The following is an 18,711-nucleotide window of genomic DNA, read 5'->3' as shown; positions in this document are numbered from 1 at the left end:
GGCCTCAACAAGCCAGGAAGCCATGGCAACCGACTTCATGCTGTACTTGATTGAACCGGCCTCAAGGTGTCATTTTCGAAAAGTCCGCTTTGGGTTGTGGATTCAACCGGTGGATGCAACACATTGCCCACTCGTTTGCCTGGCCCGAGTCTATTTTTGCCGGTTTTCTACCTGTCACCTGTGGTTAGGAGCGATAAAAGCAGTCCGGAGTGATTGTTTTGGCCGCTTGCTGTCCTCCGCCAAGGGCCGCTATGGGTCCACAACTGACGGTCACGAAAGGCAGGCCGGCGGCCGGTTCGCCGCCCTCTTCGGCTGCGCCAGGGGGACCGCAAGCGTCGGCTCGCCGGCGCCTCTCCCCGCGAACACCTCATGCCCACAGTCGCCAGTGAAGCCCGAATCTCCATCACCCTGTCCATCGGACTGGGACGGCGAACCCGCCGTGTACCTGCCCGGACGTTCTGCAACGCAACGATCTCCAAGTTGGGAATACGCTGTACCTGTTCGTGGCTTGGGTCGGCTACGGGGTAAGTCTGGTTCTGTCGAAGACACCGCTGCCCCCGGCTGAGTCGACGTCCTAGTCACCCACTGGAAGCGCGAGCGCGCAGAGGAACAGGACCGGGCCGCCACGCCACAGTCTCCCAAGGATGAAGAGCAGGGGCGCATAGGATATGGACATTGATCGCGTTTCTGTCCACATCCTTCTCATGTCCATATGGATTTGTATGGCGGGTATCAAAAACCGCGCGTATTCGGGCCCAGAGGCGATGTCCATACGTCCGTCCATATCGACTGCTTCTGCCACGACATCACCGATGACTGGAACCTGTCAGCGCAATGGGAAGAAACCGCCTACGGCCACCCTTTCTCCAAGCGCATCATCGGCAACGCCCTGCTCGGCTACCTGCTGTGCCAGGGCTGGGGCAACAACCCGGATGCCTTTACCAGGCTGCTGGAGCACTGCCAGGCCTTCAGCCACAGTGCCGACGCCGACGACTACCTCGACACGCCGCTGCAGGATGCGCTGATCAACGAGGTGCTGCGCTTTCAGGGCTGGCAGTTCGTCCTGCCCAGCAGCCCGGCGCTGCTGGTGCTCGATACACGCACCCGGCGCTGGCGCAGTGAAAGCAACTTCAACAAACCCTCAGGCCTGCTCGACTGGGAAGCCCTCAGCGAGCTGCAACAGGCGCTGCTCGACCATCCTTCGGCGATCATCGTCTCGCCGGCACCGATCTTCGGCGTCAAGCTGATCGAGAGCGTGCAACGGGTGTTCAGCTGGCTGGGCTATCCGCTATTGGTGGATGCCGAGAACTGGATGGCCCATCGCGGTGCGGCGCAGGTGATTCTGAACATCTTCCGCCACTCGCGCACACCGGGGCACTACGTGATTCTCTCCGGTGACGTGCACTACTCGTTCGTCTATGAGGTGCTGATTCGCCACCGCCAACGCGCCCCGCACCTGTGGCAGATCACCAGCAGCGGCATCAAGAACCAGTTCCCCAAGCGCCTGCTGGACACCTTCGACCGCCTCAACCGCTGGCTGTACTCGCCCCGCTCACCGCTCAACTGGTTTACCAAGCGCCGGCAGATGCAAGTGATCCCGCGTACACCCGCCCACAGCAAGGCCGGCGAGCGGCTGTGGAACAGCGCGGGCCTTGGCCAGGTGTTTTTCAATGAACAGGGGCAACCGGCGCGGATTTTCCAGCTCAACGCCGATGGCAGCGAGGCAACGGAATTTCCACCACGGCAAGCTGACTGCAAAGAGGTTTGACCGGCACCAGAACGGCGCCCTGGTCGGTGATCAGGTGCGCTCGAGGGCGTTGACCAGGTCGTGGAAGGCTTCGCGGTTGGAGTCGTTCAGACCCATGAGGATCTTGTGCGCTTCCAGTACCTTGGAACGCACCACGTCTTCGTTCTGGTCCTGGGACGGCAGGTCGGTCAGGCACTCCGGGCACGGGATTGGCCGGTCAACGATGTTGAACACCTGGTCGAAGCCCATCGACTGCAGCAAGCGGGTGATGTCGGCGTGGGTGGTGACCACCGTTGGCAACAGCCCGACCTTTTGCCGCGACAGGATCGAGAGCTTGGCCAGCAAGCCCAGGGTGGTGCTGTCGATGCTGTTGGTTTCTGTCAGATCGATGACGATCGCCGAGAAATTTAGCGCCGTGAAGATCTTTTCAATCGTCGCATCCAGCGCCGAACACAAGGTCAGGCGCACTTCACCGACAAACTTCAGCACGAAGGTGCCATTCTGCTCGGCGAACTGGATTCTACCCGTACTCATTGAAGGTTCCTGCTCAACACCAATAGGGCGATATCATCCGGCATCTCCCCAAGCGTAGCTAATCCGAATCGTTGGCGCAGCCCATCCAGACTACCGCCTGCGGCCTTGATGATTTCAGGCAGGGCCGCCTCTTTATCTTTGAGTGTTTCACCCGGCAAAAGGTCCAGAATGCCATCAGATAGCAGGGTCAGGCTGAACTGCGGCGGCAACTCCAGGATATGGTCCTGGTAGACAGCCTCCTCGAACAACCCGACCGGCAACCCACGGCCCTCCAGATAACGGCTCTGGCCCGGGGTATAAAGCACTGGCAACGGCAGGTGACCGCCGATGCTGTAGGTCATGATACCCGTATCTTCATCGATAACACCGCCGACCATGGTCACATGCTTGCCCAGCTTGCAGTTGATCAAGCCGCGGTTGATGTGCCCGAGTACTTCGGAAGGCTTGAAATCGCGCAACTTGCCGCCGCGCTTGAATTCAAACAGCAGGCGCGTGGTCATGAACTTCAGCAGCACGGTGACGAAGGCCGAAGAAGCGCCATGCCCGGAAACGTCTGCCAGATAAAAGGCGATTCGCCTTTCATCGACACGGAAATAGTCGGCAAAGTCGCCCGACAGGTACAACGACGGAATGATCTGGTGCTCGAACGACAGGTCGTCGGCCACCCAGGGGCTTTCCGGCAGCATGTTCATCTGCACCTGACGCCCGGCAGTCTGGTCCTCCTGCAGCAGGTGCAGGCTGGCCTCGAGCTCGCGGTTGGCGGTTTCGAGCTTTTCCCGGTAGCGCTGGTTTTCCAGCACCAGTCGCGCGCGGTCCAAGGCCCGGCGAACCGAATGCTCGAGTACCGCGAGGTCTTCCAGCGGTTTGATCAGGTAGTCGGCCGCACCCAGGCGCAGGGCTTCGACGGCGTCGTTCATCACCCCGGCACCCGAAACCACGATTACCGGTAATTCCGGCGCGCGCTCGGTCACCTGGCGAATCAGCTCCAGGCCGCCCATTTGCGGCATGCGCAGATCGCAGATCACAAGATCAGGGTGTTCCTGTTCGAAGACCTGGAGGCCCTGCTGGCCATTGGCTGCCTGCAGGACGCTGAAACCGCTGTCTTCCAGGTAGGCGGCAAGACTCGCACGTACGACGTCGTCGTCATCGATTATCAGCAGCGTTGCACTGGTTTTCTGCATGTGGGCAAACGGCGCCAGGAATAAGTTGGGCGTAGGTGAGCATCGGCCCACGTACTGGATTCACTTCGAGCTACTCTTCTATGAGTTGTAGGACATGAAAACCTGTCCGGCAAATAGCAGAGGTGCCTTGTAAGGCGCAGACGGTACTCCCATCCGCCGGGCGTTTCAAGGGCACACCGATGGTCGCCGATGCTCTTTACAGCCGAAAGCACCGGGAGTTATAAAAACCTCTCCAACCGCAACGCAATGAAAGGATGCAGACATGAGTTCAGTGCACATGGACTACAGCGAGAAGCGCGATTTCATTCGCATGCGGGTGGATGCAGATGTCAGCCTGATCCACGCAGGCCAAGTCATCACTGCGGTCTGCCTGGACCTCTCCAGCAGCGGCATGCAGGTCCAGTCGCCGCGCCAGTTCAAGGTCGGCGATAACCTCGAGGTGCGTATCGATTCCGAGCACACGGCGCTGAAAGGCCTGGAAGCAAGCACCGAAGTGGTGTGGATCGCCGACCATGCAGACGGCGGACAGAAGCTCGGCTTGCGCATCCTCAGCATGAAATAAATGCAGACACAAAAAAGGCGACCTGAAGGTCGCCTTTTGCTTGCCCGCCCGGATCAGAAGTCGTCGACGACTTCGCCATCCTTGACCTTGAATTCGCGATTCTGCAGATAAGCGTTGCGAATGAAGATGTATTTGTCGCCATTGATCAGCTTTTCTGCCGACAGCAGGCTCGCGCGGGTGTCGACCACATCGACGGCGGCGGCGGTGTTGCGGGTCGGTACGTGGTCGATGTAGCGGTAGGGTTCGGTGTAGGTGTCCGGGTACTTGGCGATGGCATCACGCACGGTGCTCGGGCCGAGCAACGGCAGCATCACGTACGGACCACTGCCCACGCCCCAGTAGCCGAGGGTCTGGCCGAAGTCTTCGTCGTTGCGCTGCAGGCCCATCTTGGTGCCGACATCGAAGAAGCCGCCGATGCCGAAGGTGGTGTTGACGATCAGCCGCGCAGTGTCGACGCCGGCCGCGTGCGGCTTGAGCTGCAGCACGTTGTTGGCCAGGTTGGTGACATCGCCCAGGTTACGGAACATGTTGTGGATGCCGTCTTCGAGGAACTGCGGGGTGACCGCCTGGTAACCCTGCGCCAGCGGCTTGAGGGCATAGGTGTCGACCGTGTCGTTGAAGCGGAAGATCGGCCGGTTGATGCTTTCCCATGGATCTTCCTCAGTCGCCGCCTGGGCCGCGACTACAGGCGCCAAAAGCAGGCCGGCACAGACACAGGCCCGGGTCATCCGATCGATCAGGCCGATCCTAAGCATAGAGTTACTCCTCGAACTGGGGCAGACGCTGCGCGTCCTACGCCGAAAAATGAAGCCAGTATAAAGCCTCCGCTGCCGTTAAACAGCTTGGCATAAACAGCGTCGCAAAAATGTGAACAACTGTGTATCGGCAGCGTCACCAAAAGGTCACAACCCCAGCGTAGCCTGCAAGTTATTTCAGGGACGTTGCCATGTCAGACTCCCCCGCCATCACTGCCCTGCTGTTCGGCTTGCGCGGCTGCCTTGTCGAAGTGAATCCGGGTCCTGATGCTCGAACCCCCTGCCCGACTCCCGGCGCGCTACCCACCCTTGACTGGCTGTACCAGCAAAAGGTTCCTTGCGCCTGGCTCGATGAGCTGCCGGCAGCGGATGGCAACCATCTGGCAAGCCCCTTGCCCGCCTGGCTCAGTGGCTACCCCGATTGCCAAACACCCTGGCCTGCTCCAGATGCCTGCTGGCGGGCGCTCATGCAGCTGAAGGCGAGCAAACTCGACGGTTGCGTGCTGGTCAGTGACGAACCGCGCCTGTTGCAATCAGGCCTCAATGCCGGATTGTGGACCATCGGCCTGGCGTCCTGCGGGCCCAGCAGCCAGTGGCAGGCCCTGAGCCCCAAGGAGCAGGAACGCCAGCGCGGCCAGGCCACCTTGCAGTTGTTTGCCCTGGGCGTGCATTCAGTGGTCGACCACCTTGAAGCCCTGGCCGATTGCCTGGCGGATATCGGCCAGCGCCGGCGCAAAGGCGAAAAACCCTGAAACAGCGCCATTGATCAGGGTCATGCAAAGCGCTGGCCGGTGGATTACTCTAGTAGACAGGGCATGGACCTTTCACCCACTGCCGGGGTCCATGACTGTGCCTATTCATAGAGGGAGAACACCCATGCCTGCCCGCGAACTGCAAGAGCAACTTGACGCCCTGCGCGAGCAACTGGAGCAAAATCCACCGCTCTCGCTGGAAGAGCGTGATCATCTGCAAGAACTGATGCAAAAGATCGAGGCCGAGATGAAACTTGAGGCCGCGACCCCGGACAACAACCTGGTCGATGGCGTCAACCTCGCAGTGGAGCGCTTTGAAGTCGAGCACCCGGGCCTGACTGCTACCTTGCGCAATATCGTTCAGAGTCTGCAAAGCATGGGCATCTAAGCCCACCTGAATAAAAAAGCCCCGTCATCGAACGGGGCTTTTTCGTTACTGGCGAACCAGTCGCAGGTTCGCCAGGGTCACCTGCCCGGTGCTGCGGTACGGGTTGATGTCCAGCCCGCCGCGGCGCACGTAACGGGCATAGACCGTCAGGTGCTCGGGGTTGAGCAGGCGCTTGAGGTCGAGGTAGATACGCTCGACGCACTGCTCATGGAAGTCGGCATGCTGACGGAAGCTGATCAGGTAGGTCAGCAGGCTGGCATGATCCAGCGCCGCGCCGCGGTAATGCACAGTGACACTGCCCCAGTCCGGCTGGCCAGTGACCGGGCAGTTGGACTTGAGCAAATGGCTGTGCAGGGTTTCTTCCACAATGTTGCTGCTGTCGCAACGCAGCAGCTCCGGTTGTGGCTGCTCGTAATTGCTGATGCTGACATCCAGCTCATCGATGCACACACCTGGCAAGCCGACCACGCCCTGCCCTTCGACCTCGGCCAGGCTGCGGATCTGCACGCCCACCGGCTTGCCGGCAGCAGCGGACAGGTCCTTGACCAGGCACGCCTGCAACGCCGCTGGCGACTCGAACACGGTCTGGTTCAGCGAATTGAGGTACAGCTTGAAGGACTTCGACTCGATGATGTTCGGCGAATCGGCCGGGATGGCGAACTCGCCAATGGCCACCACCGGCTTGCCCGACGGCAGCAGCCAGGACAGCTCGAAGCAGTTCCAGAAGTCGACACCCAGCCATGGCAGGGTCTCGGCGCTGACGCCCAGCTCGGCCCATTTCGCCGCCCGCGGGATCGGGAACAGCAGCGAGGGTGTGTAAGTGGCGACGTATTCGCTGGATTTACCCAGCGGAGAATGTTCGGCGGCAGGATGCATGGCTAAAACCTGTAGGAGCAAATGCGCCTAGTTTATCGGTTTTAGACCATGCATTGGGCAATCGGCTGTTATTGGCCGATGGTCAGCTTGCCGACCATGCCCGCCTGGTAGTGGCCGGGCACGTTGCAGGCGAACTCGATCGGCGTCGACTGGCTGAAGGTCCAGGTCAGCTCAGCGCTTTTGCCGGGCTCGACCATCACCGTGTTCGGATCGTCATGCTGCATGCTTGCGCCATGGTCCATACCGCCGTGCCCCATGGCGGAATGGTCCATCTGGCCTTGCATGGCGAGCATTTCTTTCTGGTGCCTGGCATGCATTACAGCATCGCCCAGGCTGAATTCATGGACGACCGCCCCCTTGTTGACCAGTACGAAACGCACGGTCTCCCCGGCCTTGACCTCAAGGCTGCGCGGCGCGTAGTACATGTCGCCCATCACCACCTCGACGGTGCGAGTCGCCTTGCTCGCTGGCGCAGGCTGCCCGAAGGCGTAGGAATGCGCGGGTGATGCCAGGACCGGAAGGCTGAACAGCGCCAGAGCGCCAACAATAAAAAGGTGTTTCATTTCAAGCCCACTCCAGGGTTGCGACGATTCAGCCTTCACTGTAGAAAACCGCCGCTGGCAGTCACCTGACAAAAAGATTACAACTTTGTCAGCTTGGCCACCCGGCACACCCGGCGCGGTATAACCCTCCGGCAATTCACGCTAAAGAGCCAGCCGATGAAACTGTTGATCGTCGAAGACCAAACCAAGACCGGCCAGTACCTGTGCCAGGGCCTCAGTGAAGCGGGCTTCGCCACCGAGCTTGCCAGCGACGGCAATACCGGCCAGCACCTGGCCCTGACCGGCGACTACGATTTACTGATCCTCGATGTCATGCTGCCCGGCCGCGATGGCTGGCAGATCCTCCAGGCCGTGCGCGCCGCCGGCCTGGAAATCCCGGTGCTGTTCCTCACTGCCCGCGACGCCGTGGAAGACCGCGTGCACGGCCTGGAACTGGGCGCCGACGATTACCTGGTCAAGCCTTTCGCCTTTTCCGAGCTGCTGGCGCGGGTGCGCAGCCTGCTGCGCCGTGGCAGCAGCCCGGCACAGGAAACCACCCTGGGCCTGGCCGACCTGCGCCTGGACCTGATCCGCCGCCGGGTCGAACGCGCAGGCCAGCGCATCGACCTGACCGCCAAGGAGTTCGCCCTGCTCGAACTGCTGTTGCGCCGCCAGGGCGAGGTGCTGCCCAAGTCGCTGATCGCCTCGCAAGTGTGGGACATGAACTTTGACAGCGACACCAACGTCATCGAAGTGGCGATCCGCCGCCTGCGCCTGAAGATCGACGACGCCCATGACAACAAGCTGATCCATACCGTGCGCGGCATGGGTTATGTGCTTGAAGAGCGCGGCGCCTGATGCGTCGCTTGTCCCTCGGGAGCCGCCTGGCGTTGCTGTTTGCCGCCTGCACTGCAGTGGTGTCGCTGACCGCCGGCATCCTCTTCAGCCGCGCCAGCGCCACTCACTTCATCGAACTCGACCAGCAATTGCTCAACAGCCGCCTGTCGCTGTTGCGCCAGATGCTCGAAGGCGTAGATAGCCCAGCCAGCCTCGCCCCGCGCCTGCCCGCTCTGCAGACCGAACTCAGCCACCAGGCCGACCTTGCCGTGCGCATTGGTGGCCGTGACGGGCGCATCTGGTTCGACAGCCAGGCCGGCCTGCCCGACTCGCCGCAGGTGGTCGGGCTCAGCACCTTGCACGCCAGTGGCGTCGACTACCGCAGCCTGTGCGTCAACCTCAACGACGGCGACGCACAGCTGACGCTGTTTCTCGACATCACCCACCACCAGCATTTTCTCCAGCGCATGCAGCAGTTGATCTGGCTCACCGTCGGCCTCTCGGCCCTGGCCACCGCACTGCTCGGTGCCTGGGCAGCGCGCAGCGGGCTACGGCCATTGCGCCAGATGGGTGAAGTGGCCTCCGGGGTTTCGGCGCGTTCGCTGACCACGCGCCTGCCGGAGGGGCAGATGCCAGTAGAGCTGGCGGAGCTGGCGCAGACCGTCAATGCCATGCTCGAACGCCTGGACGATGCCTTTCAGCGCCTCTCGGCGTTCTCCGCCGACATTGCCCATGAGCTGCGCACGCCACTGTCCAACCTGCTGACCCACACCCAGGTGACCCTGACCCGGCCGCGCAGCCTGGATGAATACCGCGAGGCGCTGCACAGCAACCTCGAAGAACTGCAATGGATGGCGCAACTGGTCAACGACATGCTTTACCTGGCCAAGGCCGACCACGGTTTGTTGATGCCCAGCCGCCAACAGCTGGCGCTTGAGGACGAGGCCGATGCCTTGCTCGAGTACTACGCCCCCTTGGCCGAAGATGCCGAAGTGAAGTTGAGCCGTGAGGGGCAAGCACCCTTGGCAGGCGATCGGCATATGCTGCGCCGGGCCCTGTCCAACCTGCTGGACAATGCCTTGCGCTTCACCCCGGCCGGTGGCGAGATTCGCGTGACGATTGAACAACGGGAAGGCCTGGTGCGGCTGCAGGTGGCCAACCGTGGCGAGCCGATTGACCCGGCGCTGCTGCCGAAGTTGTTTGACCGCTTCTACCGGGCGGATCCGGCGCGGCGCGAAGGCAGCAGTGAACATGCGGGATTGGGACTGGCGATTACCCGCTCGATCGTGCAGGCGCACGGGGGGAGTATTCGTGGGGAGTCGGCTGGGGGCTGGACGCGGTTCGTGATCGACTTGCCGACGGTGTAACCCTTATCGCCGGCAAGGCCGGCTCCCACAATGGCTCTTGTGGGAGCTGGCCTTGCCAGCGATCGGCCGCAGTGCGGCCGTAACGGCCATCACTCGTAACGCAAGGCGTACGCCGGTTCCACCTGCGATGCCCGCCACGCCGGGTACAGCGTCGCCAGGAAGCTCATGATCAAGCCGGCACTGCAGATCAGCGCCACGTCGCCCCACTGCAGCTCCGACGGCAAGGTGCTGATGAAGTACACGTCCGAGGTGAAGATATGCTGGCCGCTGACCCGCTCCAGCCAGCCGACGATCTGGCTGACGTTCAGCGCCGCGACCACCCCGAGCACGCCGCCAATCAAGGTACCGACGATACCGATCAGGCTGCCCTGCACCATGAAGGTGCCCATGATCTGCGCCGGCGTGGCGCCGATGGTGCGCAGGATGGCGATGTCGGCACCTTTGTCGTTGACCACCATGATCAGCGTGGCAATGATGTTGAACGCCGCCACGGCGATGATCAGCAGCAGCAACAGGCCGATCATGGTCTTTTCCATCTTCATCGCGCTGAACAGGCTGCCCTGGGTGTGGGTCCAGTCATCGGCGCGGTACTGCTCGCCGAGGCTCGCGGTAATCGCCTTGGACACCTGCGGCGCCGCATACAGGTCCTTGACCTTCAGGCGCACGCCCTGCACCTGGTTCGGCGCCCAGCGCTGCATCTGCGCGGCGTCAGCCATGTGCATCAGGCCCAGCGAGCCATCCAGCTCGGCGCCCACCTTGAATACTCCGACCACGTTCAGGCGCTGCATGCGCGGGGTGATGCCACCTGGCGCGCTGCTGACTTCCGGCACGATCAGGGTCAGCTTGTCGCCGACGTTGAGGCGAAAACGCCGCGCGGTGATTTCGCCGATGACCACGCCGAACTCGCCCGGCTTGAGGTCTTCGAGGCGGCCCTGAACGATATGCTGGGCGACGATCGAGACCTTGCCCTCCTCGGCCGGGTCGATGCCGCTGACCTGGATCGGCTGCATCGAGCCTTTGTAGGAAAGCATGCCTTCCATCTCGGTCAGTGGCGCGGCGGCGATCACTTCAGGGTTCTTCAAGGCTTCGGCCGCCACCGGCCGCCAGTCGTCCAGCGGCTGGGCACCGAGCACGCTGGCGTGCGGCACCATGCCGAGGATGCGCGAACTCATTTCGCGCTGAAAGCCGTTCATCACCGACAGCACCACGATCATCGCCAACACGCCCAGGGACAGGCCGATCATCGAGGTCATGGAGATGAACGAAATGAAATGGTTGCGGCGCTTGGCGCGGGTGTAGCGCGCGCCGATGAAAATAGACAAGGGTCTGAACATGAACGAAGCACCCGGGTAAAGAAAAGAAACCAGGTGCCCGCCTAACCCGGCGGGCACATTGCGCGGGCCGTCAGATCGGGACCAGGTGCCCGTCTTCCAGACGCAGCACACGGTCCATCTGCCGCGCCAGGTTGAGATCGTGGGTCACCACCAGGAAGGCCGTCTGCGAAGCGCTGCTCAGCTCCTGCATGAGGTCCTGGATGCCCTGGGCGGTGTGGTGATCGAGGTTGCCGGTCGGCTCGTCAAGCATTACCAGCCCCGGACGGTTGACCAGCGCCCGGGCGATGGCCACGCGCTGGCGCTCACCACCGGACAACTCGGCCGGCTTGTGGCTCAGGCGATGGCCCAGGCCGACGCGCTTGAGCAACGCTTCGGCGCGCTCGCGAGCTTCAGGGATGGCGGTGCGGCCGATCAGCAGCGGCATGCACACGTTCTCCAGCGCGGTGAACTCCGGCAGCAGGTGGTGGAACTGGTAGACAAAGCCCAGGGCGCGGTTGCGCAGCAGGCCACGGGCGCGTTCGCCCAGCGCCGAGAGCTCTTCGCCGGCCAGCCAGACGCTGCCTTCGGAAGGCGTGTCGAGGCCGCCGAGCAGGTTGAGCAAGGTACTCTTGCCCGAACCCGAACTACCGACGATCGCCACCCGCTCGCCCGGGTGCAGCTCCAGCTGCAAACCGGACAACACCTGGACCTTCTCCGGGCCTTCCTCGTAGGACTTGCCCAGGTTGCGGCAACTCAGCACTGCTTTATCACTCATGCCCAACTCACTCATAACGTAGCGCCTCCGCAGGCTGGGTGCGTGCCGCACGCCAGGCCGGATACAGGGTGGCGAGGAAACTCAGGACCAATGCCGCGCCGCAGACCATCCACACGTCCTCGGCCATGATCTGCGAAGGCAGGTAGTCGATGAAGTAGACGTCGGCATTGAGGAACTTGTGCCCGATCAGGGTCTCGATGCCGGCAATCGCGGCGCTGACATTGAGCGCGGCAAAAATGCCCACCAACGCGCCGATCAGGGTGCCGACCACGCCGATCACCGTGCCCTGGACCATGAAGATGGCCATGATCTGCCCAGGCGTCGAACCCAGGGTGCGCAAGATGGCGATATCGCCCTTCTTGTCGTTGACCACCATCACCAGGGTGGAAATGATGTTGAACGCCGCCACCGCGACGATCAGCAGCAACAGCAGGCCGATCATGGCTTTTTCCATGCGGATCGCCTGGTACAGGTTGCCGTGGCTGCGGGTCCAGTCGCGGGCGTAGAACTCCTGCTCGCCGAGTTTCTGCGCAATGTCCCAGGCAACTCGCGGGGCCTGGAACAGGTCGTCGAACTTCAGGCGCAGGCCCTGGACCTGGTCGGACTTCCAGCGGTGCAGGCGGGACAGGTCCGACAGGTTGGTCAGGCCCAGGTAGCCGTCGATTTCGCCGGCGCCGACATGGAAGATGCCGACCACGGTGAAACGCTTCATGCGCGGGAACATGCCGGCCGGGGTCACGGTGACCTCCGGGGCGACGAAGGTCAGCTTGTCGCCGATGCCAACGCCCAGCTTGGTCGCCGCCTTGTCGCCGATCATGATGCCGAACTCGCCGGGAGCCAGGTCATCGAGCTTACCCTCGCGGATAAAGTCGTCGATGATCGAGACCTTGCGTTCCTGGGCCGGGTCGATGCCATTGAGCAGCACCTTCTGCACCTTGCCGTCATGGGTCAGCAGGCCCTGCATCTGGGTGAAGGGCGCCACCGCCAGAACCTGCGGGTTCTGCTTTACTTGACTGGCAAGGGCGGGCCAGTCGTTGATCGGCTGGCCGGTTTCCAGTGTGGCGTGGGGCACCATGCCCAACACCCGGGTGCGCATCTCGTGATCGAAGCCATTCATGACCGACAACACCACGATCATCACGACAACGCCCAGGGCGAGGCCGATCATCGAGGTCAGGGAAATGAACGAGACGAAGTGGTTGCGACGCTTGGCACGGGTATAACGCGTGCCGATGAATACGAAGAGAGGTCTGAACATGTCGGGGCTTGTTCGGATGAAAGAGGAACGTCCTTGTGGCGGGGCTTGAATAGCAGCTTTACACTCAGACCACCGCCGCTACCATGGGTTCGCCATGTCGACATTAGATGAAGAAGATCGCCGCGAATACTACCGTATCGAGGATCAGATCGCACTGGAAATTAGCCCGTTGAGCGCCACCGAAGCGCCTGGCGCGGACTTGTTGCAAGATACTTCGCCGCTGTTCAACCTGCTCAGCGAACTGCACCTGAGCGAGTTCGAATCCCAGCACCTGCTGCGCCAGCTCAGTGACAAGGACCGCACCCTGGCCGCCTTTCTCAAGGCTCAGAACAAGCGCATCGACCTGCTTAGCGCGGTGGTCGCGCAGACCTTGCTCGGGCAACTGAGCGCGCCACAGACGGTGGTGCTGTCCGAGGGCGGCATCGAGTTCAGCCAGGCCGAGCCGGTGGCTGCCGGCGCACGTATCGCGGTGAAGATGGTGCTGATGCCCCAGGCCCTGGGCCTGTTGCTGCGCGCCAAGGTTACCCATTGCGATCGCAACGCCGATGGCCTCTACGAGATCGGCACCGAATTCGTCGACACCACCGATGCCCAGCGCCAGCTGCTGGCCCGCTACATCCTGCAACGCCAAGCGCAACAACGACGCCAGGCCCTGGAGCAGAACGAGCCAAGCGCCTCCTGAGTTTCACTTATTTGTTGAAGGAACAAACGTGACCACGATTTACGGCCACCGCGGCGCCAAGGGCGAAGCCCCCGAAAACACCCTCGCCAGCTTCCAGCAGTGCCTTGGGCACGGCGTGCGTCGCTGCGAACTCGACCTGCACCTGTCAGCCGACAACCAGCTGATGGTGATCCACGACCCCAGCCTCAAGCGCACCACCGGCCGGCGCGGCAAGGTCGTCGAACACAGCGCGGCAGACCTTGCCACCTATGACGCGCGCAAGGGCGGCCCGGGCTGGGTCTCGCCCTGCCCTGTCCCGCGCCTTGAGGAACTGTTCGAGAAGTGCGATTTCGAGCACTGGCAGCTGGAAGTCAAGAGTGCCTCGCGCACCCGCGCCGCCACCACCGTGCTGGCAATCCGCGAAATGGCCCAGCAGTTCGGCCTGCTCGACAAGATCACCATCACCTCGAGCTCACGGGAAGTGCTGGGCGCAGCGCTTGAGCTGACACCGGATATTTCCAGGGGGCTGGTCGCCGAATACGCCTGGCTCGACCCGCTGAAGGTCGCCCAGAACTATGACTGCAACTTGCTGGCGTTGAACTGGACACTGTGCACCCCCGAGCGCCTGATCAAGGCCCAGCGCCAGGGGTTGCACGTGTCGGTGTGGACAGTCAACGAGCCGGCGCTGATGCGCAGGCTCGCCGACTTCGGCGTAGACAGCCTGATTACAGACTTTCCCGGTTTGGCCAGCGCCACCCTCGAGAATCGCTGAAATCGGTCTCCCCGGCCGGCTCAGGCCACCGGCCGGAGCCGCTCAAAAAAGCCGGTTGAGGCCGTCGTAAGCCGCTACCCGATAGGCTTCGGCCATGGTCGGATAGTTGAAGGTGGTGTTGACGAAGTACTTCAGAGTGTTGTGCTCACCCGGCTGATCCATGATCGCCTGGCCGATGTGGACGATCTCCGACGCCTGGTAACCGAAGCAGTGCACGCCGAGGATTTCCAGGGTTTCGCGGTGGAACAGGATCTTCAGCATGCCTTGTGGCTCACCGGCGATCTGCGCCCGGGCCATGCCCTTGAAGAAGGCCTTGCCCACTTCATACGGCACCTTGGCCTGGGTCAGCTCCTGCTCGTTCTTGCCGATCGAGCTGATCTCCGGAATGGTGTAGATACCGGTCGGCACATCGTTGACGAAGCGCCAGCTGCCGTTGTCGACGATGCTGCCAGCGGCCGAGCGGCCCTGGTCGTGGGCGGCGCTGGCCAGGCTCGGCCAGCCGATCACGTCACCGGCACCGTAGATGTTCGGCACATGGGTGCGGTAGTTCTCGTCGACTTCGATCTGGCCACGGCTGTTGACCTTGATGCCGATGTTTTCCAGGCCCAGCTTGTCGGTGTTGCCCGTACGGCCGTTGCACCAGAGCAAGGCGTCGGCCTTGATCTTCTTGCCGGACTTGAGGTGCAGGATCACACCGTTGTCCAGGCCTTCGACACGCTCGTACTCTTCGTTGTGGCGCACGGTGATGTTGTTGTTGCTGAAGTGGTAGCTCAACGCCTGGGAGATTTCCGAGTCGAGGAAGCTCAGCAACTGGCCGCGGTTGTCCACCAGCTCTACCAGCACACCCAGACCACTGAAGATCGAGGCGTATTCACAGCCAATCACGCCAGCGCCGTAGACGATCAGTTTGCGCGGGGTGTGGCCGAGGCTGAGGATGGTGTCGCTATCGTAGATTCGCGGGTGGTGGAAATCGATATCGGCCGGGCGATACGGACGCGAACCGGTGGCGATGATGATGTGCTTGGCCACCAGCTTCTCGACCACGCCGTTGGCGCAGACCACTTCGATGGTCTGCTCGTCGGCGAAGCTGCCGGTGCCGAAGAATACGTCGACGCGGTTGCGCGCGTAGTAGCCGGTGCGCGAGGCGACCTGCTTGGAGATCACCTTCTCGGCGCTTTTCAGAACGTCAGGGAACGAGAACCAGCGCGGCTCACCAATGGCCCGGAACATCGGGTTGGTGTTGAACTGCATGATCTGGCGCACCGAGTGACGCAAGGCCTTGGACGGGATGGTGCCCAGGTGGGTGCAGTTGCCGCCGACCTGGCGACGGCTATCGACCATCGCCACCTTGCGTCCTGCTTTGGCAGCATTCATTGCCGCCCCTTCTCCTGCGGGGCCGGAACCCAGCACCACTACGTCGTAGTTGTAGACAGCCATGCGTACTCCTTCAGAACAGGCCCGCGCGCCACATCGGCGGGCGGGGCTACCTCATGTCGCCAGCGGCGCCATGAAAAAATTCGGGTGCAGTCTAATCAAGCTTGAACGCCGCGCACATTAACCCTTGGTCGCGTCGTAGGCTATTTTTCTCTGCACTACATGTCATTTACACAAACCCTGTGGGAGCCGGCCTTGCCGGCGATGGCATCAGCGCAGTGTCAGCGATTGCGCGTCGCCTGCATCGCTGGCAAGGCCAGCTCCCACAAAAACTGGTTACTGCTTGTTCACCTGGGCAAACGCCGGCGTACTGCGGGAGACGAAACCATCGGCAACCCGGGTCACGAACACTGCAGCAATCTCGTGCTGGAGGGCAAATTCCCAGCCCCGCTCAGGCCCGAGGATAAACAACAAGGTCGAATACCCATCGGCCATCAGCGTCGATCGGTCAAACACCGTCACCGCCGCCAGGTCGTGTTTCACCGGTTTACCCAGACGCGCATCGAAGGTGTGCGAATAGCGCTGGCCATTCTCCTCGAAATAATTGCGATAGTCACCGGAGGTAGACACACCAAAACCGTCCACCGCCAGCACTTGCTGGGCAATCTGACGATCATCGCGGGGCAATTCCAGGGCCACGTTCCAGTGACTGCCGTCCGGTTTGCGCCCGATGGCCTTGAGCTCGCCTGTGGCTTCGACCAGCAAATCCGCGACACCCAGGGCTTTTAGCCGCTCCACCAGCAAGTCCACCGCATGCCCGGCAGCGATGCTGTTGAAGTCCACTTCCACCGGCGCATCCTTGCACAACTGCTCGCCAACTATGCGCAAATGCCCATGCCCGACCCGCTGGCGAGTGGCTGCCAGGGCCTGGGCATCCGGTACTTTTTCACTGCGCGACTGCGGGCCGAAGCCCCACAGGTCGAGCAACGGCTCCACGGTCAGGTCAAACGCGCCGTCACTCTGCTGCGCCAGTTGCTCGCCAACCCGCACCAGCTCAAGCACATCAGCCGGCATTGGCTGGCAACTGTTCGCTGGCAGTCTGTTAAAGGCTTCGGTCAACGAATCACTGCGGTAGGTGGAAAAGCGCTTATCGATGCCCTCGAGAATCCGCTCCACCTCGCGCCTGACCTGCTCCGGCGCCGGCCCCCAGGGTGTACGCACATACTGCACGGTATAGCTGCTGCCCATGGTCGGGCCACTGATGCGCTCGAGACTGTCGCCTTGCCCGCATCCGGCCAGGCTCAGCAACACGCCTGTCAACACTGCCTTGCGCATCCAACCTCCTGGAGAAATTCAGGCAAAAAAAACGGGAACCCTGAGGTTCCCGTCTTTCACGACCAAGCCAAGCTTAGCGTGGGAAAGCAGGCGGATTGACGCCAGCCATGTCTTCCATCACGCGCACTACCTGGCAGCTGTAACCGAATTCGTTGTCGTACCAGACGTACAGGACAACACGGTTATCGTTGCAGATGGTGGCTTCGGCATCGACCACACCGGCGTGGCGCGAGCCGACGAAGTCGGTGGAGACCACTTCCTGGGAGCTCACGTAGTCGATCTGCTTGTGCAGGTCCGAGTGCATGGCCATCTGGCGCAGGTACTCGTTGATCTCTTCGCGGTTGGTGGCTTTTTCCAGGTTCAGGTTCAGGATGGCCATCGACACGTTCGGCGTAGGTACGCGGATCGCATTGCCGGTCAGCTTGCCCTTGAGCACTGGCAGTGCCTTGGCGGCTGCAGTGGCGGCACCGGTCTCGGTGATAACCATGTTCAGCGGCGCGGCGCGACCACGACGGCTGCCCTTGTGGAAGTTGTCGATCAGGTTCTGGTCGTTGGTGAACGAGTGAACGGTTTCAACGTGACCGTTGATGATACCGAACTTGTCGTTGACCGCCTTCAGCACAGGAACGATGGCGTTGGTGGTGCAGGAAGCCGCGGAGATGATCTTGTCATCGGCGCTGATCTCGCCATGGTTGATGCCGTGCACGATGTTCTTCAGCGCGCCCTTGCCAGGTGCGGTGAGGATCACGCGAGCAGCGCCCGGGCAGGCCAGGTGCTGGCCCAGGCCGTCGGCGTCACGCCATACACCGGTGTTGTCGACGATCAGGGCATTCTCGATGCCGTACTGGGTGTAGTCGACTTCGCTCGGGTTCTTGGCGTAGATAACCTGGATCAGGTTGCCGTTGGCGGTGATGGTGTTGTTGGCTTCGTCGATGGTGATAGTGCCATCGAACGGGCCGTGCACCGAGTCACGACGCAGCAGGCTGGCACGCTTGACCAGATCGTTCTCGGCGCCTTTGCGCACGACGATGGCGCGCAGACGCAGGCCGTCGCCACCACCGGTTTTCTCGATCAGGATACGCGCCAGCAGACGGCCGATACGACCGAAGCCGTACAGCACGACGTCAGTGCCTTTGCGCGCCGAAACGTTTTGCTGGCCAACCACGTCAGCCATTTCTTCACGCACGAACTGCTCGGCGCTACGGCCGTTGCCTTCTTGCTTGAATTTGTTGGCCAGCTTGCCCAGGTCGACCGAAGCGGCGCCCAGTTTCAGCTCGCTCATGGCTTTGAGCAGCGGGAATGTCTCGTGTACAGACAGTTCGGTTTCGTCGGTCTGGCGATGACGGGCAAAGCGGTGTGCTTTGAGGATCGAGATCACCGAGCGGTTGATCAGGCTACGGCCATAGATCGAGCTCACCACATTGTTATTGCGGTAGAGCTGACCGATAAGCGGGATCATCGCTTCTGCAAGCGCTTCACGATCAATCCACTCACCAAGACACTGGTCGGGCTTCTGAGTCACGGGAACCTTCCACATGTAGGGACAGAAAAAAGGGGCTACATTATGACGCCCCGCAGCCCATCGGGCAATGAGCGCCTGTCGCCGGCAATTCACTACATGCTTTTAGCCTGCACAAACCTGACAGCGCGGGCCTGTGCCCGCTACAATTGGCGTCTTTGTC

18 protein-coding genes and 1 pseudogene are annotated in these 18,711 nt (G+C 61.8%); 8 read left to right on the top strand and 11 right to left on the bottom strand.

Features of this window, described 5'->3' with window-relative positions:
* Nucleotides 1-799: 799 nt before the first annotated feature.
* A pseudogene (locus CCOS864_RS09675) lies at nt 800-1,768 on the top strand (metallophosphoesterase family protein); the annotation flags it as partial.
* Between the two features lie 30 nt (nt 1,769-1,798).
* On the opposite strand, the gene rssC reads toward CCOS864_RS09675, so the two are convergent.
* A complete protein-coding gene (rssC, locus tag CCOS864_RS09670) occupies nt 1,799-2,281 on the bottom strand; it encodes an anti-sigma factor antagonist RssC (protein ID WP_010227140.1) in 483 nt (160 codons plus the stop codon).
* Nucleotides 2,278-3,462 carry a two-component system response regulator RssB gene (gene rssB / locus CCOS864_RS09665; RefSeq protein WP_115086107.1) on the bottom strand — a complete coding sequence of 395 codons (1,185 nt, stop codon included), beginning with the start codon at nt 3,460-3,462 and terminating at the stop codon, nt 2,278-2,280. The genes rssC and rssB overlap by 4 nt, the downstream gene beginning before the upstream one ends.
* A gap of 262 nt (nt 3,463-3,724) precedes the next feature.
* Here rssB and CCOS864_RS09660 point away from each other — a divergent pair, with 262 nt between their 5' ends.
* The gene (locus tag CCOS864_RS09660; RefSeq protein ID WP_115086106.1) at nt 3,725-4,024 is read left to right on the top strand and encodes a PilZ domain-containing protein; all 300 of its coding nucleotides are present in this window, start codon (nt 3,725-3,727) and stop codon (nt 4,022-4,024) included.
* Nucleotides 4,025-4,077: 53 nt separating this feature from the next.
* On the opposite strand, the gene CCOS864_RS09655 is transcribed toward CCOS864_RS09660, so the two are convergent.
* Nucleotides 4,078-4,779 (bottom strand): MlaA family lipoprotein, encoded by a 702-nt coding sequence (locus CCOS864_RS09655; protein ID WP_115086105.1) that lies wholly within the window; start codon nt 4,777-4,779, stop codon nt 4,078-4,080.
* A 191-nt stretch (nt 4,780-4,970) separates the two neighbouring features.
* Between CCOS864_RS09655 and CCOS864_RS09650 the strand changes: the two genes are divergently transcribed.
* Nucleotides 4,971-5,531, top strand: coding sequence for an HAD superfamily inactivated hydrolase PcrP (locus tag CCOS864_RS09650; protein ID WP_115086104.1), 561 nt, complete (start codon nt 4,971-4,973; stop codon nt 5,529-5,531).
* A gap of 124 nt (nt 5,532-5,655) precedes the next feature.
* Nucleotides 5,656-5,919, top strand: coding sequence for a DUF4404 family protein (locus tag CCOS864_RS09645; RefSeq protein ID WP_115086103.1), 264 nt, complete (start codon nt 5,656-5,658; stop codon nt 5,917-5,919).
* 45 nt (nt 5,920-5,964) lie between these two features.
* Here CCOS864_RS09645 and queF read toward each other — a convergent pair whose 3' ends face one another.
* Together queF and CCOS864_RS09635 are read right to left on the bottom strand one after the other, a co-directional pair.
* The gene (gene queF / locus CCOS864_RS09640) at nt 5,965-6,795 is read right to left on the bottom strand and encodes an NADPH-dependent 7-cyano-7-deazaguanine reductase QueF (RefSeq protein ID WP_115086102.1); all 831 of its coding nucleotides are present in this window, start codon (nt 6,793-6,795) and stop codon (nt 5,965-5,967) included.
* 68 nt (nt 6,796-6,863) lie between these two features.
* Nucleotides 6,864-7,358 carry a cupredoxin domain-containing protein gene (locus CCOS864_RS09635; RefSeq protein ID WP_115086101.1) on the bottom strand — a complete coding sequence of 165 codons (495 nt, stop codon included), beginning with the start codon at nt 7,356-7,358 and terminating at the stop codon, nt 6,864-6,866.
* A gap of 156 nt (nt 7,359-7,514) precedes the next feature.
* Here CCOS864_RS09635 and CCOS864_RS09630 point away from each other — a divergent pair, with 156 nt between their 5' ends.
* Together CCOS864_RS09630 and CCOS864_RS09625 are read left to right on the top strand one after the other, a co-directional pair.
* Nucleotides 7,515-8,195: a heavy metal response regulator transcription factor gene (locus CCOS864_RS09630; protein ID WP_115086100.1), complete on the top strand. Its 681-nt coding sequence runs from the start codon at nt 7,515-7,517 to the stop codon at nt 8,193-8,195.
* The gene (locus CCOS864_RS09625; protein WP_115086099.1) at nt 8,192-9,541 is read left to right on the top strand and encodes a heavy metal sensor histidine kinase; all 1,350 of its coding nucleotides are present in this window, start codon (nt 8,192-8,194) and stop codon (nt 9,539-9,541) included. Before CCOS864_RS09630 ends, CCOS864_RS09625 begins: the two co-directional genes overlap by 4 nt.
* An 89-nt stretch (nt 9,542-9,630) precedes the next feature.
* Here the strand turns inward: CCOS864_RS09625 and CCOS864_RS09620 are convergent, their stop codons facing one another.
* The 3 genes from CCOS864_RS09620 to CCOS864_RS09610 all read right to left on the bottom strand — a co-directional run bounded on the left by CCOS864_RS09620 (nt 9,631) and on the right by CCOS864_RS09610 (nt 12,887).
* Complete coding sequence (locus CCOS864_RS09620) at nt 9,631-10,875, bottom strand: lipoprotein-releasing ABC transporter permease subunit (RefSeq protein ID WP_115086098.1); 1,245 nt, start codon at nt 10,873-10,875, stop codon at nt 9,631-9,633.
* A 70-nt stretch (nt 10,876-10,945) separates the two neighbouring features.
* On the bottom strand, nt 10,946-11,629 hold the full coding sequence (gene lolD / locus CCOS864_RS09615; protein WP_177414845.1) for a lipoprotein-releasing ABC transporter ATP-binding protein LolD: 684 nt from the start codon (nt 11,627-11,629) through the stop codon (nt 10,946-10,948).
* A gap of 7 nt (nt 11,630-11,636) precedes the next feature.
* A complete protein-coding gene (locus tag CCOS864_RS09610) occupies nt 11,637-12,887 on the bottom strand; it encodes a lipoprotein-releasing ABC transporter permease subunit (protein ID WP_115086096.1) in 1,251 nt (416 codons plus the stop codon).
* A gap of 94 nt (nt 12,888-12,981) precedes the next feature.
* Between CCOS864_RS09610 and CCOS864_RS09605 the strand changes: the two genes are divergently transcribed.
* The gene (locus CCOS864_RS09605; protein ID WP_115086095.1) at nt 12,982-13,569 is read left to right on the top strand and encodes a PilZ domain-containing protein; all 588 of its coding nucleotides are present in this window, start codon (nt 12,982-12,984) and stop codon (nt 13,567-13,569) included.
* A gap of 28 nt (nt 13,570-13,597) precedes the next feature.
* Nucleotides 13,598-14,320: a glycerophosphodiester phosphodiesterase gene (locus tag CCOS864_RS09600; RefSeq protein ID WP_115086094.1), complete on the top strand. Its 723-nt coding sequence runs from the start codon at nt 13,598-13,600 to the stop codon at nt 14,318-14,320.
* A gap of 42 nt (nt 14,321-14,362) precedes the next feature.
* Here the strand turns inward: CCOS864_RS09600 and sthA are convergent, their stop codons facing one another.
* The 3 genes from sthA to CCOS864_RS09585 form a co-directional block, all read right to left on the bottom strand.
* Entirely contained in the window at nt 14,363-15,757 is a 1,395-nt protein-coding gene (gene sthA, locus CCOS864_RS09595; RefSeq protein ID WP_115086093.1) for a Si-specific NAD(P)(+) transhydrogenase, read from the bottom strand.
* A 273-nt stretch (nt 15,758-16,030) separates the two neighbouring features.
* Nucleotides 16,031-17,029 (bottom strand): FAD:protein FMN transferase, encoded by a 999-nt coding sequence (locus CCOS864_RS09590; protein ID WP_115086092.1) that lies wholly within the window; start codon nt 17,027-17,029, stop codon nt 16,031-16,033.
* A 73-nt stretch (nt 17,030-17,102) separates the two neighbouring features.
* Nucleotides 17,103-18,566 carry a glyceraldehyde-3-phosphate dehydrogenase gene (locus tag CCOS864_RS09585; RefSeq protein WP_115086091.1) on the bottom strand — a complete coding sequence of 488 codons (1,464 nt, stop codon included), beginning with the start codon at nt 18,564-18,566 and terminating at the stop codon, nt 17,103-17,105.
* Nucleotides 18,567-18,711: the final 145 nt, after the last annotated feature.

The sequence above is a fragment of the Pseudomonas wadenswilerensis genome (assembly GCF_900497695.1).
Taxonomy (GTDB): domain Bacteria; phylum Pseudomonadota; class Gammaproteobacteria; order Pseudomonadales; family Pseudomonadaceae; genus Aquipseudomonas; species Aquipseudomonas wadenswilerensis.
Note: the sequence above shows the minus strand (reverse complement) of the source record. Positions and strands in the feature narration are given on the sequence as shown.

Excerpts from the sequence above, each read along its gene's own strand:
- sthA (WP_115086093.1), bottom strand. The coding sequence starts at position 15,757 with ATGGCTGTCTACAACTACGACGTAGTGGTGCTGGGTTCCGGCCCCGCA.
- CCOS864_RS09630 (WP_115086100.1), top strand. The coding sequence starts at position 7,515 with ATGAAACTGTTGATCGTCGAAGACCAAACCAAGACCGGCCAGTACCTG.
- CCOS864_RS09655 (WP_115086105.1), bottom strand. The coding sequence starts at position 4,779 with ATGCTTAGGATCGGCCTGATCGATCGGATGACCCGGGCCTGTGTCTGT.
- CCOS864_RS09660 (WP_115086106.1), top strand. The coding sequence starts at position 3,725 with ATGAGTTCAGTGCACATGGACTACAGCGAGAAGCGCGATTTCATTCGC.
- CCOS864_RS09620 (WP_115086098.1), bottom strand. The coding sequence starts at position 10,875 with ATGTTCAGACCCTTGTCTATTTTCATCGGCGCGCGCTACACCCGCGCC.
- lolD (WP_177414845.1), bottom strand. The coding sequence starts at position 11,629 with ATGAGTGATAAAGCAGTGCTGAGTTGCCGCAACCTGGGCAAGTCCTAC.
- CCOS864_RS09605 (WP_115086095.1), top strand. The coding sequence starts at position 12,982 with ATGTCGACATTAGATGAAGAAGATCGCCGCGAATACTACCGTATCGAG.
- rssB (WP_115086107.1), bottom strand. The coding sequence starts at position 3,462 with ATGCAGAAAACCAGTGCAACGCTGCTGATAATCGATGACGACGACGTC.
- rssC (WP_010227140.1), bottom strand. The coding sequence starts at position 2,281 with ATGAGTACGGGTAGAATCCAGTTCGCCGAGCAGAATGGCACCTTCGTG.
- queF (WP_115086102.1), bottom strand. The coding sequence starts at position 6,795 with ATGCATCCTGCCGCCGAACATTCTCCGCTGGGTAAATCCAGCGAATAC.
- CCOS864_RS09585 (WP_115086091.1), bottom strand. The coding sequence starts at position 18,566 with ATGTGGAAGGTTCCCGTGACTCAGAAGCCCGACCAGTGTCTTGGTGAG.
- CCOS864_RS09590 (WP_115086092.1), bottom strand. The coding sequence starts at position 17,029 with ATGCGCAAGGCAGTGTTGACAGGCGTGTTGCTGAGCCTGGCCGGATGC.
- CCOS864_RS09610 (WP_115086096.1), bottom strand. The coding sequence starts at position 12,887 with ATGTTCAGACCTCTCTTCGTATTCATCGGCACGCGTTATACCCGTGCC.
- CCOS864_RS09635 (WP_115086101.1), bottom strand. The coding sequence starts at position 7,358 with ATGAAACACCTTTTTATTGTTGGCGCTCTGGCGCTGTTCAGCCTTCCG.
- CCOS864_RS09645 (WP_115086103.1), top strand. The coding sequence starts at position 5,656 with ATGCCTGCCCGCGAACTGCAAGAGCAACTTGACGCCCTGCGCGAGCAA.
- CCOS864_RS09650 (WP_115086104.1), top strand. The coding sequence starts at position 4,971 with ATGTCAGACTCCCCCGCCATCACTGCCCTGCTGTTCGGCTTGCGCGGC.